This is a genomic window from Actinoplanes sp. NPDC051537 (genome assembly GCF_055586105.1).
Genome location: NZ_JBVJIU010000011.1, coordinates 82,911 through 99,686, shown reverse-complemented (window position 1 = coordinate 99,686; position 16,776 = coordinate 82,911). Strand labels below are relative to the sequence as shown.

The following is a 16,776-nucleotide window of genomic DNA, read 5'->3' as shown; positions in this document are numbered from 1 at the left end:
AGACCGTTATCCGTACCGTCCGTGACCCGGCGGGTCGGGGCGGCTGCCGCCGGCGTGTTCCTGCTGGCGGGACTGTTGCCGGCCACCGCGCAGGCCGCGCCGGATCCTTCGCGGGACGCCGGGAAAACCCAGCGCCAGCAGCCACAACGTCGCGCCGATTACGACAGCCGCGCGAGCCTCGGCGCCGCCGTGGCCGCGCAGCCGACGGCCGCGCTGAAGGCCAGGATCGTCCCGCAGGCGTCCGGCTCGGCCGTGAAGAAGCTGCGTGACACCCTCGGTGTGCAGGGCATCGTGGACATGGACCGGTCGACCGGCACGCCACGCCGCGTCGCCCGCCTGGACGGCTTCCTGACCGGCAAGAGCAAGCTGAAGCCGGAGAAGATCGCCCGCGACTACCTGGGCAAGCACGCCGACGTCTTCGGGCTCGACGCCGCCACGCTCGGCAACCTCAGCCTTCGGCAGGACTACGTCGACGTCGAGGGAACGCACCACCTGAGCTTTGTGCAGACCGTCGGCGGCATCCCGGTCTTCGGGAACGGACTGAAGGCGCACATCGCCAAGGACGGGCGAATCGTCCAGATCGACGGCTCGCCGCTCAAGAACCTCCCGGCGGCCGCCGGTGCGGCGAAGGTGTCCGCGGCCGGCGCCCGGGCGGCGGCGGTCAAGGACGTCGCCGGCACCTCCACCGCCAAGGTCGTCAAGGCCAACGCGGGGGCCACCAAGCAGACCACGTTCAGCGACGGCGGCAACGCCAAGCTGGTCTGGTTCCAGGCCGCCGGCGGGGCCCGCCTGGCCTGGCAGACGATCTCGGTCGACGAGGGTTACGTGCACGTGGTCGACGCGGCCACCGGCGACGTCCTGTACCGGCAGAGCACGGTCGACGCCGATTCCGCCGAGACCTGGGCGAACTACCCGGGCGCCCCCAAGGGCGGCAAGCAGGTCGACGTCAGCCTGACCAAGTGGCTGCCGAACAACTCGCCCCGGCTCGCCGGCAACGTCGCGCACGTCTACTCGGACGTCAACGACGACGACATCGCCAACCCGACGGAGGAGATCGCACCGTCCGGGAAGCGGAGCTTCGACTACCCGTTCACCGACTTCTCGGCGACGGTCGGCGGCAAGTGCTCGGCGTCGTTCAAGTGCTCGTGGGACCCGAACACCCCGAACTCGTGGCAGGTCAACCGCGCGCAGAACGCGGTCCAGATGTACTACTTCCTGGGCACCTGGCACGACCACCTGGCGGCCAAGCCGATCGGCTTCACCCGCACCGCCGGCAACTTCGAGGCGGTCGACGGCGACGCCGTGCAGGGTCAGTCGGACGACGGCGCGAACACCGCGAACGGCCTGCCCGACGACGACCACGTCGACAACGCCAACATGAACACGCCGCCCGACGGCATCTCGCCGCGGATGCAGATGTACCTGTTCCTTCCGGACAACCTGTTCATCGCGGGCAACTCCGGCGACGAGTCGGACGTCGTGTACCACGAGTACACGCACGGCCTGTCCAACCGGCTCGTGGTCGACGCCAACGGCAACTCGACGCTCGGCAACGTGCAGGCCGGGTCGATGGGTGAGGCCTGGAGCGACTGGTACGCGATGGACTACCTGATCAACCAGGGTCTGGAGAAGGACACCGCGACGATCGGCGACGTCCGGGTCGGCCGGTACGTCACGGCCGGCACCACGATCCGCAGCGAGCCGCTCGACTGTACGGTCGGCGCCCCGGCGGCGGTCTGCCCGGGCACCGCGGGCGCGGGTCCGGGCGGTTACACGTACGGCGACTTCGGCCGGATCTCCTCCCGCGGCGCCGAGGTGCACGCGGATGGCGAGATCTGGGCGCAGACGCTGTGGGATCTGCGCAAGACGATCGGCGTCAGCAAGGCGGAGTCGCTGGTGACCCGCGCGATGGAGCTGTCGCCGTCGAACCCGTCCTTCCTGGACGAGCGCAACTCGATCCTGGCCGCCGACATGGTGGTCAACGGTGGCAAGCTGCAGAAGACCATCTGGAAGGTGTTCGCGAACCGGGGCATGGGCTACTTCGCCGCCGCCGTCGACGGTGACGACAAGCAGCCGGTCGAGGACTTCTCGATGCCGCCGGGCCCGAACACGCCCAAGGGCACGCTGATCGGCAAGGTGACCGACCAGGACACCGGCACCGCGGTGGCGGGCCTGTCCATCGGCTTCGGCGGCCACGCCTCCGGCTTCGCCGGCGACCTGCAGACCACGACGGCGGCGGACGGCACGTACACGATCTCGGGCATCTTCCCCGGCACGTACGCGAAGGTGTTCGCGCGTGGCGCCGGTTACGACCTGCAGACCGCGACGCTGTCGATCCCGTCGCACACCGTGCGCAAGGACTGGTCGGTCCGCAAGGACTGGGCGGCCTCCAGCGGTGGTGGCTCGGTGGTCAGCTTCACCGGCCCCGACTACAGCCCGCAGTGTGGGCCGGCCTTCCTGATCGACCAGTCGCAGAGCTCCGGCTGGGGCTCGGACACGGCCGACGGCGGGCAGACCATCGTGCTGAAGCTGTCCGGTGCGGTCAACATCAGCCAGCTGCTGGTCAACCCCTCGGCGACCTGTGGTGACCCGGCCAGCGTCTCGACCGCCGGCTACCGGATCGACACGTCGGCCGACGGCACGACCTGGACCCAGGCCGCGGCCGGCACCTTCCCGCCCGGGACGGTCACCGCGACCCCGGTCACGCTGGCGCCCGGCACCGGCACCGGCGTCGGCTACATCCGCTACAACATGATCAACACCCAGGCCCAGGTGGCCGGCCTCTGCCCGGCGGGTCAGCCGCCGGCCGACGCCGGTTGCGTGTTCCTGGACTCCACCGAGCTCTCGGTCTACGGACCGGCGGCCTGACGGACGAGTGATACCGGTCGCCGCTTGCGGGCGGCGACCGGTATCATGCACCCATGGCCCGGCAGTTCCTGCTTCTTAGCCGGCCGTGCTGCCACCGCCGATAACGACGGGCACAGCACGGCGATCCCCTCCTGCGTGAGGGGCTTTTTTGTGCCCACTGAGCCAACCCGCGGCGGAAAACAGAATGTGACCCCGCTTGAGAAGACGGATGCCGATCATGAGCGAGTCAGAGACCCCGCGGTTCCGGTACACGGCCGCCCTGGCCAACGAGATCGAGCCGCGCTGGCAGGCCTGGTGGGCCGAGCACGGGACGTTCAACGCGCCCAACCCGGCCGGTGACCTGGCCGACCCGGCGCACCCCCGGACCGGCGCGCCCAAGCTGCACGTCCAGGACATGTTCCCGTACCCCTCGGGCTCGGGTCTGCACGTGGGTCACCCGCTCGGGTACATCGGCACCGACAGCTACACCCGCTACAAGCGGATGGCCGGCTTCAACGTGCTGCACCCGATGGGCTTCGACGCGTTCGGCCTGCCCGCCGAGCAGTACGCGGTGCAGACCGGCACCCACCCGGCGGTCACCACGGCGGCGAACGTCGAGCGGTACAAGGGCCAGCTGCGGCGGCTGGGCCTGGCCTACGACGAGCGGCGCTCGTTCGCGACCACCGACCCGGACTACTACCGGTGGACGCAGTGGATCTTCCTGCAGGTCTTCAACTCCTGGTACGACGAGAAGATCCACAAGGCCCGACCGATCCCGGCCCTGATCGCCGAGTTCGAGGCCGGCACCCGGCCGACGCCGGGCACGCCGTGGGCCGCCATGTCCGCCGTCGAGCGGCGCAAGCTGGTCGACGACCACCGCCTGGCCTACATCAGCGAGGCCCCGGTCAACTGGTGCCCGGGCCTGGGCACGGTGCTGGCCAACGAGGAGGTCACGCCGGACGGGCGCAGCGAGCGCGGCAACTACCCGGTCTTCCAGCGCAAGCTGAAGCAGTGGATGATGCGGATCACCGCGTACGGCGACCGCCTGATCGAGGATCTGGACACGCTGGACTGGCCCGAGCCGGTCAAGCTGATGCAGCGCAACTGGATCGGCCGGTCGCGGGGGGCGCACGTCGAGTTCCCGGTCGGGGACGACGTGATCACGGTCTTCACCACCCGCCCGGACACGCTGTTCGGCGCGACCTACATGGTGCTGGCGCCCGAGCACGAGCTGGTCGACAAGATCGCGCCGGCGTCGTGGCCGGACGGTACGAACCGGACGTGGACCGGGGAGTTCGCCACGCCCGGCGAGGCGATCGCGGCCTACCGGGCGCAGGCCGCGGCCAAGACCGACGAGGAGCGCACGGAATCCAAGGTCAAGACCGGCGTCTTCACCGGGGCGTACGCCATCAATCCGGTCAACGAGCAGCGGGTTCCCGTCTTCGTCGCCGACTACGTGCTGGCCGGCTACGGCACCGGCGCGATCATGGCGGTGCCCGGTCAGGACGAGCGCGACTGGGAGTTCGCGGAGAACTTCGAACTGCCCATCATCCGTACGGTCGAAGCGCCTGTTGATTTTGAAGGTGCTTTCACCGGCGACGGCCCCGCGATCAACAGTGACTGGCTGGACGGGAAGGGTGTCACCGAGGCGAAGGCCGCGATGATCGCGTGGCTGGAACAGCACGGGCACGGGCGTGGCGCCACCACCTACCGCCTGCGCGACTGGCTGTTCAGCCGGCAGCGGTACTGGGGCGAGCCGTTCCCGATCGTGTACGACGAGACCGGCCTGCCGGTCGCGCTGCCCGAGGCGATGCTGCCGGTCGTGCTGCCCGATGTGGACGACTTCTCGCCGCGCACCTTCGACCCCGACGACGCGAACAGCGAGCCGGAGACGCCGCTGTCCCGCAAGAAGGACTGGGTCAACGTCGAGCTGGACCTGGGTGACGGCCCGAAGTCGTACATCCGGGAGACCAACACCATGCCGCAGTGGGCCGGCTCCTGCTGGTACGAGCTGCGCTACCTGGACCCGCGCAACGACAAGGCGCTGGTCGACCCCGACAACGAGGCCTACTGGATGGGCCCGGCGCGCGACGGCGACTCCGGCGGCGTCGACCTGTACGTGGGTGGCGTCGAGCACGCGGTGCTGCACCTGCTGTACGCCCGCTTCTGGCACAAGGTCCTGTACGACCTGGGCCACGTCTCGTCCTTCGAGCCGTTCCGGAAGCTGTTCAACCAGGGCTACATCCAGGCGTACGCGTTCCGCGACGCGCGCGGCGTGATCGTGCCGGCCGAGGAGGTCGTCGAGCGGGACGGCAAGTACTTCCACTCCTCCCAGGAGGTCTTCCGCGAATACGGCAAGATGGGCAAATCGCTGAAGAATGTCGTCACGCCCGACGAGATGTGCGAGCAGTACGGCGCCGACACGTTCCGGGTGTACGAGATGGCGATGGGCCCGCTGGACGTCTCGCGCCCGTGGGAGACCCGGGCCGTGATCGGCTCGCAGCGGTTCCTGCAGCGGGTGTGGCGCCTGGTGGTCGACGAGGAGACGGGCGCGCTGCGGGTCTCCGACGAGCCGCTGGAGCCGGCCGTCCGCAAGCACCTGCACCGCACCATCGCCGGCGTCCGGGAAGACCTGGACGAGCTGCGGTTCAACACCGCGATCGCCAAGCTGATCGAGCTGACCAACACGCTGACCCCGCTGCCGGTCGCGTCCCGGGAGGCGATCGAGCCGCTGGTGCTGATGGTGTCGCCGTTCGCGCCGCACCTGGCCGAGGAGCTGTGGAACAAGCTGGGGCACGCGGGCACGCTGGCCTACGCGGACTTCCCGGTCGCCGACCCGGCGCAGCTGAAGGCCGAGTCGATCACCTATCCGGTGCAGATCAACGGCAAGGTGCGGGGGCGGATCTCGGTTTCCCCTTCGGCTTCCGAGGATTCCGTACGGGATGAAGCTCTGGCCGCGGTGGCCGAGGCGCTCGGGGATCGCACGCCCAAGAAGGTGATCGTGGTGCCCGGCCGGTTGGTCAGCGTCGTCGTCTGATCTCCATGGCAAAGGGCGCCGCGCGAACCGCGCGGCGCCCTTTCGTCTCGCCTTTGTTCCTTTTGTTACGCGACCAGACGGCGTACGACGTAGTTGCTGCCGTACATCTTGTGCTTGCCGACGCGCGCGCCGGTGTGCGGCGAGTCGTACATGTAGCCGTTGCCGGCGTAGATGCCGGCGTGGTACCCGTACGAGCCCGAGCGGAAGACGATCAGGTCACCGACCTTGACCGACTTCTTGGCGACGGCCTTGCCGTACCTCTGCTGCGAGTTCGCCTTGTGCGGCAGGCTCTTGCCGGCCGCCTTCTTGAAGACGTACATGGTGAAGCCGGAGCAGTCGAACCGCTTCGGCCCGGCGGCCGCGAACTTGTACAGCGCGCCGGTGTGCGACTTCGCCTCGGCCAGCACCCTGGCCCCGGCGTTGCTGCGCACCGTGATGCGGATCGAGCTGCCCCAGTACGCCTGGTACGAGCCGTTCCCGTAGAAGACGGCGCGGAGGTTCACGCTGGTGCTCGGCCGCGTGTAGAGGTTGGTGATGCCGTTCTTGCCGACCCGGACGGTGCCCACTGCGGCCCACTTGCCGCCCCGGTTGCCCTGGAGCTGGACCTTGCCGGACGTGATCCGCTTGCCCGTCTTCGGGTTGTAGTACCGGACGGTGATGCGAACCTGCTGGCCGGAAGTGAGGGTCCGGGTACTGACGTTGGTCAGGTTGGTGGGCTTTGGCTTGGCCGCGGCCTGGACCGCCGCCACCGGCGTGGCGGCGCTGGCCGCCGGCGTCGAGATCAGCTGACCTGCGCAGAGGCAGAGTCCCAGGGACAGCGCGGCAGTACCGGTGCCGACGGACAGCCGTCGACGCCGGCTCGAGGTGTGCTCGTGCACGGTAAGGAAATCCCTCCGGCACGCCTGCGAGGTTAGCTGTCGGGTTCGGGCGGGAAGGTTGCCCGGTCGCCGTGGAGGCCGACTTCACCCCGAGGTTGCCCCGTTGCCCGCCACCGGAGCGGGTGGCGCGGAGCGGACCGGCTGTCTCTCTCGAGAAGCTGTGGGTCCCCCGTCCCTGCCCCCGTATGCCTTTGTGGTTGTACGAGTTCGGTGGTCGTGACGATCGGCCCGGGGCAGGGCTCGGCGTGAACCGGATCGTCGCGAGCCGTTCCATTCGGATCGGCAGAACCTTGCTACCTGAAATTCCGCATGATCGGCGGGAGCGGTTTCGTCACGCTCCGTGGTTGGCACATTGGTGGCTGTCCAATTTGTTACGTCCGCGAGACAAATGCCGTGACGCGTCGTGCCGGGGGGATCACGGCTTGTCGAAGGTTACGGGTGAAACAGAACACATAAATAGTGCTTCCCCAGGTCAGGGCGATTTCGTTTCGTCCTGTCCGCCTCTTGTCCGCCGCAACTCGACGTAACAGCCGACTCCGGTACCCTCGCTCCCGTGACGGACGGCAAGATGCCCCTGCGGGCCAAGGTCGCGACCGGCGTGTCGAAGACCGCGGCCGCGCTTTCTCGGGCCGCGGGACGCGGCGACGGCTCGGTCATCGGCGGATGGATCGGCCTCAAGATCGACCCAGATCTCCTCGCCCACCTGGCCTCCGGCCGCGCGGTCGCGCTGGTCTCGGGCACCAACGGCAAGACCACCACGACGCGGCTCACCGCGGCCGCGCTCGAGGTGCTGGGCCGGGTCGCCACCAACTCGTTCGGCGCCAACATGCCGACCGGCCACACCTCGGCCCTCGCCAAGGCCGGCACCACGCCGTTCGCGGTCCTCGAGGTCGACGAGCACTACCTGGCCCGGGTGATCGACGCGACCAGCCCGCGCGTGGTGGCGCTGCTCAACCTCTCCCGCGACCAGCTCGACCGGGCCAAGGAGGTGGCGATGATGGCGCAGCTGTGGCGCGACGCCCTCGCCGGCCACCCCGAGGTGCGCGTGGTCGCCAACGCCGACGACCCGATGGTGGTCTGGGCCGCCGAGGGGAGCAGCGGGCAGGTCACCTGGTTCAGCGCCGGCCAGCGCTGGCACGACGACTCCTTCGTCTGCCCGCAGAGCGGCCACCCGATCGAGCGCAACGGCGGCGACTGGTGGTGCACCGGCTGCCCGTTGCGCCGCCCGCGGGCCCAGTGGCACGTCGAGGACGAGGGTGTCATCGACCCGCGCGGCGACTGGCACCTCGTCAAGCTCCAGCTCCCCGGGCAGGTCAACCTGGGTAACGCCGCGACCGCCCTGGCGGTGGCGGCCGAGTTCGGGGTGCGCCCGATAGAGGCTCTGCCGCGACTCGCGACTGTGTCGTCCGTCGCCGGTCGTTATGCGCAGGTCGACCGGGACGGACGAAACGTCCGTTTGCTGCTGGCGAAAAACCCGGCAAGCTGGTTGGAGGCGTTCGACATGGCGGAGCTCGCCCCCACGCTGCTCTCCGTCAACGCCCGGGACCCCGACGGTCTCGACACCTCGTGGCTGTACGACGTCGACTTCTCGCCGCTGCGGGACCGGCCCGTGCTGATCACCGGCGATCGCGCGTACGACCTGGCCGTTCGTCTCGAGGTGAACGGAGTGCCTTTCCGGCACGTGAATAGTTTTGACGAGGTCATCCGGTCGGTTCCGCCCGGTCGCCTCGAGGTGATCGCCAACTACACGGCGTTCCAGGACATTCGAGCGGAGTTGGACCGTGTCAACTGAGAGCACGCTGCGCATCGTCTGGATCTATCCAGACCTGCTCTCGACGTACGGCGACCGCGGCAACATGCTCATCCTGGCGCGCCGGGCCGCGATGCGGGGCATCCCCGTCGAGGCCTACGAGATCCGCTCGGACCAGCCGATGCCGTCCAGCGCCGACATCTATTTGATCGGCGGCGGTGAGGACGGGCCGCAGGCCCTCGCCTCGCAGCGCCTGATCGCCGACGGCGGCGTGCACCGCGCCGTCAACCAGGGCGCCGCCGTGCTGGCCATCTGCGCCGGTTACCAGCTGTTCGGGCACTCGTTCTTCGCAAAAGGGGCGAAATGCCCCGGGCTCGGGCTGCTCGACCTGCACTCCGACCGCGGCGAGACCCGGGCCGTGGGCGAGATCCGCGGCGACATCGACCCGCGGCTGGGGCTGCCGGCGCTCACCGGCTTCGAGAACCACGGCGGCCGCACCCACCTGGGCCCCGGCGTCTCGCCGCTGGCCCGGGTCACGGCCGGCATCGGCAACGACGGGCAGACCGAGGGCGCATGGCACGGGAAGATCCTGGGCACGTACTCCCATGGGCCCGCGCTGGCTCGCAACCCAGCTATAGCCGATCTGCTACTGCGTTGGGCGATCGGCGCGGATAGTCTTCCTCCCGTTGACGACACCTGGACGGACCGGCTTCGCGCCGAAAGGCTCGCCGCGGCGAGCGCATGACCGATCATGGAACCGACGACAAGGTTGGCGGTACGCCTGCATGACTGACACCCTGTTCGCTCTCCCGGCTCCGGCCGTCTCCGCTCCCGCCGTGCCCGTGCCGGCCGCTCCCGCGGCCATGGGCTGGAAGCGCCGCCTGACCCGGTTCGGCGTCCTCGGTGTCGTCGTGGGTGGCCTCGCGGCCGCCGCGGCGTTCCTGCCGCTGCGCGAGATCGGCGACGCGATCCTGGCCCTCGGCCACGTCGCGCCGATCGCGATCGCCGTGGTCGGCGGCCTCCTGCTGTCGGTCCTGGTCCCGCGCACCGCCATCACCATCGCCTGCGGCGCCCTGCTCGGCGCGGCCACCGGCGCGGTGACGGCCCTGGCCGCCGCGGTGATCGCCGCGACCGCCACCTACTACGCCGGCCGCTGGGCCGGCCGGGGCGTGCTGCACGCGCGGTCCGGCGGCCGTCTCGCCCGCCTGGACGGCTGGCTGAACAAGCGGGGCCTCTCCGCGGTGCTCCTGGTCCGCTTCCTGCCGCTGGCGCCGTTCGGCCTGATCGGGTACGCCTACGGCACCACCAGCGTCTGCCGCAAGCGCTACCTGTTCGGCACGTTCCTGGCCTCCATCCCGTCCGCCGTGAGCTACGCCGTGATCGGGGCCGCGGTCGCCAACCCGCACGGCATGAGCCCGCTGACGCTGGCCCCGGCCCTGGTCGGTTTCACCTTGACCACCACCATCGTGTGGCGCTGGAAGCGCTCGGCCCGCCGCCGCGCCGCCGCCGAAGCCGCCGCCGCTGCCTGACCGTCCTCGCTCTACGGCCCGTCGCTCACCGCGGCGGGCCGTTTCGCGTCCCCGGCCCGCTGCCGCAGTGCCTCGCGGATCTGCCGGGCCACCGAGGCCGGGTCGGATCGTACGAGCCAGGCCGGAAAGCGCAGGATGCGGTCGCCGGCTATCCAGATCTGGTTCTGCCGGAGCATGTCCGCCGTCCAGTGCTGAACGTCCATGTGGTGGCTGCCGTCGACCTCGACCAGGACGCGTGCGCTCGTCCAGTGCGCATCGACGAAGCGATTACGGCCGGATTCGTCGGTGCGGCGAAGCTGGAGGTCGGGCATCGGCAACCGGTACCGCCGGCAGAGGCGCAACAGGTCGATCTCCGAGAGCGCGGCGGCCCCGCCGTCGATGTCGTCGATCGTCGTCCTGATCAACTGCCGGCGGCGAAGTGCCGGGAAGTGGCCGAGCACCTCGCGCAACTCCGCGACGGTGACCAGACCCTGCTGGCGGGACCGTGCGATCAGGTCGCGCACCTCGTGGTCGCTCGCTGCCCAGGACGCGCCGTCGATCACCGCCCGCGCCATGGTGGTGCGCGGTGGACGAGCGGGCCGGCGATGCCACTCGGGGAACACCGTGGTCCGCCGGACCCGAACGCCCGGCATGTCGCCGGGAAGCCGTGGCAGCCGTACGCTCCGGCACCGATCGGCCGGCACGATCACCTGGATCGGGCCCGCCCGGAGCCCCTGCGCGCCGCCCTCGGTGGCGGCCGTCGTGCCGGCCAGGTGCGCGTCCCGGCCGGACACCAGCACCGCGACCCAGAGTTGCTGCTCGTGGCGGAGCAGTCCGTTCTCGGCGAGCAGAACGCCACGGCACAGCCGGCGCCACCGCCCCTGACGAATGTGCGAACGCACGATCCCCGGCCGGAGGAGCCGCTCGGCCTGCGCGGTCGTCAGCACGCCCGCCTGTTCGAACAGCAGCCAGGCGAGTTCGTCGGCGTCGGAGCCCGGAATCGGTAGCACCCGAGGACCTTGCCCCATCCAGCGCGCCACGCGCTCCGGCGCTGTGGATATCGCCGGGCGAGCACCCGGAAGGGCTGATGACTTGCCGTTCCAGACGTGCGGCAACTCATCAAGATCGCGGCGGTGGTGGGCGCGCGGGTGGCGGGCGGGCGGAGCGCTGATGACTTGCCGTTCGCTTGGTGCGGGAAGTCATCAAGATCGCCGGAGAGGCGGCGCGGCGACAACGTGGCGCGGGGGGCCTGCGGCCAGGGCGGCGGAGGGTGCCGGCGCTTGCTTGGGAGCGGCCCGGCGCGAGGCGGGGTGGTGGTGTCGCTTGGTGGGGCGGAGGGCTCCACTTTGCTCCACCTGGGGGCCCCACTTTCCTCCCGGGGAGGGGTTGACAGGGCGTGGGAGCGGGAGAAATCCGACATTTTGCGGTGGTATGGGGTGGTCTGGAGCGCGGGTGTCGGGAACGTGACGGGGATGATCATGGGGATGCGCTCCACTCCGGGGGCAACGCGGTGAGCTGGGCATTCTCGCTAGTTGACAACGGGGCGGGGCTCGCATTCCGCTTGCGGGTGGAGGGAAGTGGAGTAGAGTGGAGCGCAGTGGCAGGGTCGAGGGGGACTGGACCTGGGAGGCCTGCCGGCCCGAGTTGACAGGCGGACCGCGAACCGCTGGGGCAGGGGGGTGGACAGCCGATGTTCCTCGGCACCCATACCCCGCGCCTCGATGACAAGGGGCGGCTGATTCTTCCGGCCAAGTTCCGAGATGAGCTGGCGGGAGGTGTCGTGATCACCAAGGGGCAGGAACGCTGCTTGTACGTGTTCCCGATGCCGGAGTTCCAGCGCATCGCGGGCCAGCTTCGTGAGGCGCCGGTGACCAACAAGTCCGCCCGGGCATACAGCCGGGTGTTCTTCGCCAGCGCGCATGACGAGGTGCCGGACAAGCAAGGGCGGGTGACGATCCCGGCGCACCTGAGGGAATACGCGGCTCTCGACCGCGACCTCGTGGTGATCGGGGCCAGCACCCGGGTGGAGATCTGGGACAAGCAGTCCTGGGACGACTACCTCGCGGCGAGCGAAGACGAGTTCGCCGACATCGAGGAGGGGGTGCTGCCCGGCGGACTGTAGGGCGTGGCACCCTGCCGGGCCGGTTGCGGCCCTGGACGTCACTGCCGCCGTACTGCGAGATCTCCAGCCGCTCCCGCACCTGGCGCCTCTTCCCCGGCGCCAGGCGCGTGTCCGAGAGGAACGGCCCGCCGGCAACGGGCCGCCCGACGGACACGAGCGGATGGGGATCTGGCGGTACGGACGACGTCCGGGCCGATGCGCGGCGATGGAGGACGGCCGGGGTGGCAAAGGGGGGTCGACATGGGGGAGCCTCGTGGCACGCATGTGCCCGTGCTGCTCGAGCGCTGTCTCGAGCTGCTCACTCCCGCGCTCGACATGCCCGGCGCCGTCCACGTCGACTTCACGCTCGGGCTGGGTGGGCACGCCGAGGCCGTTCTCGAGCGCTTCCCGGACGTGGTCCTCATCGGACTCGACCGGGACACCGAAGCGCTCGCGCACGCCCGGCAGCGGCTGGCGCCGTTCCGCGCCCGGACCCATCTCGTGCACGCGGTCTACGACGAGCTCCCGCAGGTGCTCGCCGACCTCGGGTACGAGCGGATCCACAGTGGCCTGTTCGACCTGGGCGTCTCGTCGTTGCAGCTGGACGAGGCGGATCGCGGGTTCGCGTACGCCCAGGACGCCCCTCTCGACATGCGGATGGACCAGACCGCCGGGGTCACCGCCGAGGAGGTCGTCAACACGTACGAGCCGGGCGAACTGGTCCGGATCCTGCGGCAGTACGGCGAGGAGAAGTTCGCCCCGCGCGTCGTCTCGGCGATCGTGCGGGAGCGGGCGAAGGGGCGGATCACCTCCACGGCCCGGCTGGCCGAGCTGGTCAAGGAGGCGATCCCGGCCGCCGCGCGACGAACGGGTGGAAATCCCGCGAAAAGAACGTTTCAGGCGTTACGTATTGAGGTAAATGGGGAGCTCGCCGCCCTGGAGTCGGCACTACCGGCCGCTTTGGACGCCTTGGCGCCTAAAGGCCGACTTGTGGTGATGAGCTACCAATCGTTGGAGGACCGGATCGTCAAGCGCGCCCTCGTCGCGAGGACGCGCAGCACCGGGCCGATCGACCTGCCGGTCGAGCTGCCCGGAACCGGACCGACATTGCGGCTGCTGACAAAGGGGTCCGAGCCGCCCACCGACGAGGAGGTCGAGGCGAACCCGCGAGCGGCTTCGGTGAAGCTGCGCGCGGTGGAACGCCTCGGCCGGCAGGACCAGGCATCGGGCGCCGAACGCGAACGGCAGCCCCGCATGTCAACGCACGGGGGACGAGGGCGGTTACGCCCGGGGGAACGCGACGAGGGGGAGGGGAAAGCATGAGCGAGCGCACGCGCGCGCCGCGGCCGGGGGGCCGGGTCACGGATCAGCGCGGGACGATGCCGGCACGCGATGCGGACGCCCGAAGTGACGCCCGGGGGGCGCGCCACTTCACGGACGACACGCGCCAGTCAGGGACCGGGCGGGTCGCGCGGGACGAGGGCGGCGAGGCGAAGATGCCGCGCGGCTCGGACCTGGCGCGGGGCAAGGGCCGCCGGCCGGAGCCGATGATCGGCCGGAGCCGCACGTCCACGCCGGACCGAGAAGGCCGAGAGGGCCGAGAGGGCAAGTCGCGCGAGAACAAGACGCGCGAGAACAAGCGGGACGTACGGGCCGGTGGCCGCCGGCCGGTGTTCGACGCTCCCGTCGACGGCACCGCCGCGCTCAAGCCCGAGGCCTTCATCGACCTCGACGTGGCCAGGGCCGAGCCGCTCAAGGTGGCGAAGCCGAAGGCCGAGCCGCTGAAGACCGGCGAGGAGACGCGCGCGCCTCGGCTGCGGGTCGCGCCGCCGGCGCCGATCAGCGCGCCGCGGGCGCCGTTCGTGGCCTCGGTGATCGGCGTGGTGATCGTCGGGGTGCTCGGCATCCTGCTGATCAACACCAAGACCAACGAGAACTCGTTCCGCATCGCCGACCTGCAGAAGCAGGACGCCCAGCTGGACACCCAGCGGCAGGATCTGGACAACCAGCTGGTCGAGGTGTCCAGCATCGGCAACCTGGACGCGGCGGCGCGCCGCCTCGGCCTGGTCAAGGCGGACAACCCGGCGCTGTTCACGCTGCCCGACGGCAAGATCATCGGCGTGCTCACGCCGGCGAACGGCAAGCCGGCCGTGACCGCCGGCGACGCCGCCACCAAGGGCGCCGGGAAGGCGACCGGCGCCACGGGCGACGGGCACTAGCCACATGTCGCCGCGATCCGACGACACACCGCGCCGGGGCTCTCAGCCCCGGCGCGGCACGTCTCGTGACATCCCCGCCGACGGCGCCGAGGACGACGAGAACGGGACCGGCCGGAGCCGCGGCTTCGGCGGCATCGGCGACGCGCGGGCGTACACCCCGCGCGGGCGCACCGTGGCCGAGCGCGACCAGCGCACCCGCTCGCCGCGCGCGGGCCGCACCAGCGACCCGTTCCGCCCGGCGCTGCAGGTGCTCGACGGCGGCCGTCCCCAGCGCGGGCGCCGCCCGGCCGGGAACGACCCGGCCCCGAACAAGCCCGAGCCCGAGTCCAAGCCGGAGCCCAAGGCGGCGAGCCGGACGACCGCGGCCAAGGCGCGGAACCGGGACGAGCGCCGCGAGCCGCCGCGCAGCCGCCGGCCGGAGCCGGACGACCGGGATGTCGACGAGCTGACCCGCCGCCGGGAGCGGGCCGGGACCCGGGACCGGGCGGCGACCCGGGAACGGGCCGGGACCCGGGAGCGGGCCACGACCCGGGACCGAAACGCGACCCGGGAACGGGCCACGACGCGTGGCGCCCGGACGCGGGAGCCGGTCGGGCCGCGGGCCGGCCGGGATACGCGTACGGGAAAAAGCCGTGCTGTTCGCACCATCGCCCCCGAACCGCCCAAGCTCGCCAATTCCACCCGGCGGTTGCGCCTGGGCACCGTGCTCGCCCTCTCGCTGTTCGTGATGATCGGCATTCGCCTGGTCGTCCTCCAGGTCGCCTCGTCGCCGGCCGACGCCAAGCGGCTCATCGAGCTGCGCGCGACCCGGATCAGCGACATCACCCTGCCCGCACCGCGCGGCAGCATCATCGACCGGGACGGCACCGTGCTCGCGCACAGCGTCGAGGCGCGCTACGTCGGCGCCGACCCGACGCTGATCACGAACCCGACGCAGACCGCGGCCACGCTGGCCCCGCTGATCGGCGTCCCGCAGTCCAAGCTGGTCCCGCTGATGACCCGGCACAAGCGGCCGGGCGGCGGCGAGTCGCACTTCGAGTTCCTGGCGCACGGCGTCGACATCTCGGTCGGCAACAAGATCAGCTCGATGGACCTCGCGGGCATCGTGGTGCGGCAGGACGAGCGGCGGGACGTGCCGGGCGTCGACCTGGCCGCCAACCTGATCGGCTTCACCGGCGCCGACAACTCCGGTCTCGAGGGGCTCGAGGCACGCTACGACTCCCTGCTGCGCGGCACGCCGGGCGAGCAGGAGTACGAGGTCGGCAAGGGCGACCTGAACTCGCCGATCCCGGGCGGCTACCAGCGCTACGTGGCGCCGCAGCCGGGCGCGTCGCTCGAGCTGACCATCGACGCCGATCTCCAGTACGAGGTGCAGCGCATCCTGGGTGACCAGCTGCGCGAGTGGAAGGCGTCGATCGGCGGCGCCGTCGTGCTCGACGTGAAGACGGGCGAGGTGCTGGCGCAGGCGAGCTTCCCGCCCTACGACGCGACCAAGCCGGAGAACTACACGCCGGAGAACCGGATGGACGTGCCGAGCGCGGTCGTGGCCGACGTCGGCTCGGTGCACAAGGCGATCATCTTCGGCGCGGCCCTCCAGGAGGGCATCATCACGCCGCAGTCGACGCTGGCCATCGGCCCGGGGCTGATGCGTGGCGGCTACCCGTTCGTGGACAGCCACCCGCAGAAGAAGGGCACGCTGATGACGATGCCCGGCCTGCTCGCGCTCTCCTCGAACGTCGGCACCATCATGATCGCGGACCAGCTGGGCAAGCAGCGGGTGTACGACTACCAGCAGAAGTTCGGCCTCGGGAAGGCGACCAACGAGGGCGTCGCCGGCGAGCAGCCCGGCAAGATCCTCACGCCGGACCAGTGGAGCGCCTCGGCGTCGGGCTCGGTGCCGGTCGGCATGAGCATGGACGTCACGCTGATCCAGATCGCGGCCGCCTACGCCGCGATCGCGAACGACGGCATGTACGTCCAGCCGCACCTGATCAAGGCGATGATCTCGGGCAAGGACGGCAAGGTCACCCCCGGCGCCCAGCCGCAGACGCACCGGGTGCTGCGCCCGGAGGTGGCCTCGGAGCTGCGCACGATGATGGAGGCCGTGGTCGACGAGCAGGACGCGACCGGCACCCAGGCGCGGGTCAACGGCTACCGGGTGGCGGGCAAGACCGGCACCGGCAAGCGGCTGATCGACGGCCAGTACACGAGCAGCAACTACGGCTCGTTCATCGGCATGGCGCCGGCCGAGAACCCGCGCTTCGTCATCGCGGTCTCGGCCGAGGTGCCGCACGGCGCCGGTGGCGATGTGGCGGCGCCGGCGTTCAGCAAGATGATGTCGTTCGCGCTGCTGCAGAACCGGGTGCCGCCGTCGGCCACCAAGGCGCCTACTTTCAAGATCCATCCATGAGCGTACGCAGCATGGCGTTTTCGGTC

At 70.6% G+C, this 16,776-nt stretch carries 11 protein-coding genes and 1 riboswitch; of the genes, 9 read left to right on the top strand and 2 right to left on the bottom strand.

The window, feature by feature from the left end:
* Positions 1–21 precede the first annotated feature (21 nt).
* Together ACZ6TB_RS26735 and leuS are read left to right on the top strand one after the other, a co-directional pair.
* Entirely contained in the window at positions 22–2,868 is a 2,847-nt protein-coding gene (locus ACZ6TB_RS26735) for a M36 family metallopeptidase (RefSeq protein WP_465558167.1), read from the top strand.
* A 208-nt stretch (positions 2,869–3,076) separates the two neighbouring features.
* Positions 3,077–5,884, top strand: a complete 2,808-nt coding sequence (gene leuS / locus ACZ6TB_RS26730) for a leucine--tRNA ligase (RefSeq protein WP_465558165.1) — start codon at positions 3,077–3,079, stop codon at positions 5,882–5,884.
* A gap of 65 nt (positions 5,885–5,949) precedes the next feature.
* Here leuS and ACZ6TB_RS26725 read toward each other — a convergent pair whose 3' ends face one another.
* Positions 5,950–6,762: a C40 family peptidase gene (locus tag ACZ6TB_RS26725; RefSeq protein ID WP_465558163.1), complete on the bottom strand. Its 813-nt coding sequence runs from the start codon at positions 6,760–6,762 to the stop codon at positions 5,950–5,952.
* 6 nt (positions 6,763–6,768) lie between these two features.
* Positions 6,769–6,900: riboswitch (cyclic di-AMP (ydaO/yuaA leader) on the bottom strand.
* Between the two features lie 430 nt (positions 6,901–7,330).
* Here ACZ6TB_RS26725 and ACZ6TB_RS26720 point away from each other — a divergent pair.
* From ACZ6TB_RS26720 to ACZ6TB_RS26710, 3 genes are read left to right on the top strand one after another with little or no spacing between them, the layout of a single operon-like run.
* Entirely contained in the window at positions 7,331–8,554 is a 1,224-nt protein-coding gene (locus tag ACZ6TB_RS26720; protein WP_465558614.1) for a MurT ligase domain-containing protein, read from the top strand.
* On the top strand, positions 8,544–9,257 hold the full coding sequence (locus tag ACZ6TB_RS26715) for a type 1 glutamine amidotransferase (protein WP_465558161.1): 714 nt from the start codon (positions 8,544–8,546) through the stop codon (positions 9,255–9,257). Before ACZ6TB_RS26720 ends, ACZ6TB_RS26715 begins: the two co-directional genes overlap by 11 nt.
* Before the next feature lie 40 nt (positions 9,258–9,297).
* Positions 9,298–10,041, top strand: coding sequence for a TVP38/TMEM64 family protein (locus ACZ6TB_RS26710; RefSeq protein WP_465558159.1), 744 nt, complete (start codon positions 9,298–9,300; stop codon positions 10,039–10,041).
* 11 nt (positions 10,042–10,052) lie between these two features.
* Here ACZ6TB_RS26710 and ACZ6TB_RS26705 read toward each other — a convergent pair whose 3' ends face one another.
* Positions 10,053–11,030: a DUF559 domain-containing protein gene (locus tag ACZ6TB_RS26705; RefSeq protein WP_465558157.1), complete on the bottom strand. Its 978-nt coding sequence runs from the start codon at positions 11,028–11,030 to the stop codon at positions 10,053–10,055.
* 680 nt (positions 11,031–11,710) lie between these two features.
* Here ACZ6TB_RS26705 and mraZ point away from each other — a divergent pair.
* From mraZ to ACZ6TB_RS26685, 4 genes are all read left to right on the top strand, one after another.
* Positions 11,711–12,142, top strand: coding sequence for a division/cell wall cluster transcriptional repressor MraZ (gene mraZ, locus ACZ6TB_RS26700; protein ID WP_465558155.1), 432 nt, complete (start codon positions 11,711–11,713; stop codon positions 12,140–12,142).
* A gap of 240 nt (positions 12,143–12,382) precedes the next feature.
* Entirely contained in the window at positions 12,383–13,444 is a 1,062-nt protein-coding gene (gene rsmH, locus ACZ6TB_RS26695; RefSeq protein WP_465558153.1) for a 16S rRNA (cytosine(1402)-N(4))-methyltransferase RsmH, read from the top strand.
* A 173-nt stretch (positions 13,445–13,617) separates the two neighbouring features.
* Positions 13,618–14,340, top strand: coding sequence for a cell division protein FtsL (ftsL, locus tag ACZ6TB_RS26690; RefSeq protein ID WP_465558151.1), 723 nt, complete (start codon positions 13,618–13,620; stop codon positions 14,338–14,340).
* 4 nt (positions 14,341–14,344) lie between these two features.
* Positions 14,345–16,750, top strand: a complete 2,406-nt coding sequence (locus ACZ6TB_RS26685) for a peptidoglycan D,D-transpeptidase FtsI family protein (protein ID WP_465558149.1) — start codon at positions 14,345–14,347, stop codon at positions 16,748–16,750.
* Positions 16,751–16,776 lie beyond the last annotated feature (26 nt).

What these genes read in the sequence shown, in the direction of transcription:
- ACZ6TB_RS26685 (WP_465558149.1), top strand. Translation starts at nt 14,345, where the DNA reads ATGTCGCCGCGATCCGACGACACACCGCGCCGGGGCTCTCAGCCCCGG.
- ftsL (WP_465558151.1), top strand. Translation starts at nt 13,618, where the DNA reads ATGCCGCGCGGCTCGGACCTGGCGCGGGGCAAGGGCCGCCGGCCGGAG.
- rsmH (WP_465558153.1), top strand. Translation starts at nt 12,383, where the DNA reads ATGGGGGAGCCTCGTGGCACGCATGTGCCCGTGCTGCTCGAGCGCTGT.
- ACZ6TB_RS26720 (WP_465558614.1), top strand. Translation starts at nt 7,331, where the DNA reads ATGCCCCTGCGGGCCAAGGTCGCGACCGGCGTGTCGAAGACCGCGGCC.
- leuS (WP_465558165.1), top strand. Translation starts at nt 3,077, where the DNA reads ATGCCGATCATGAGCGAGTCAGAGACCCCGCGGTTCCGGTACACGGCC.
- ACZ6TB_RS26710 (WP_465558159.1), top strand. Translation starts at nt 9,298, where the DNA reads ATGACTGACACCCTGTTCGCTCTCCCGGCTCCGGCCGTCTCCGCTCCC.
- mraZ (WP_465558155.1), top strand. Translation starts at nt 11,711, where the DNA reads ATGTTCCTCGGCACCCATACCCCGCGCCTCGATGACAAGGGGCGGCTG.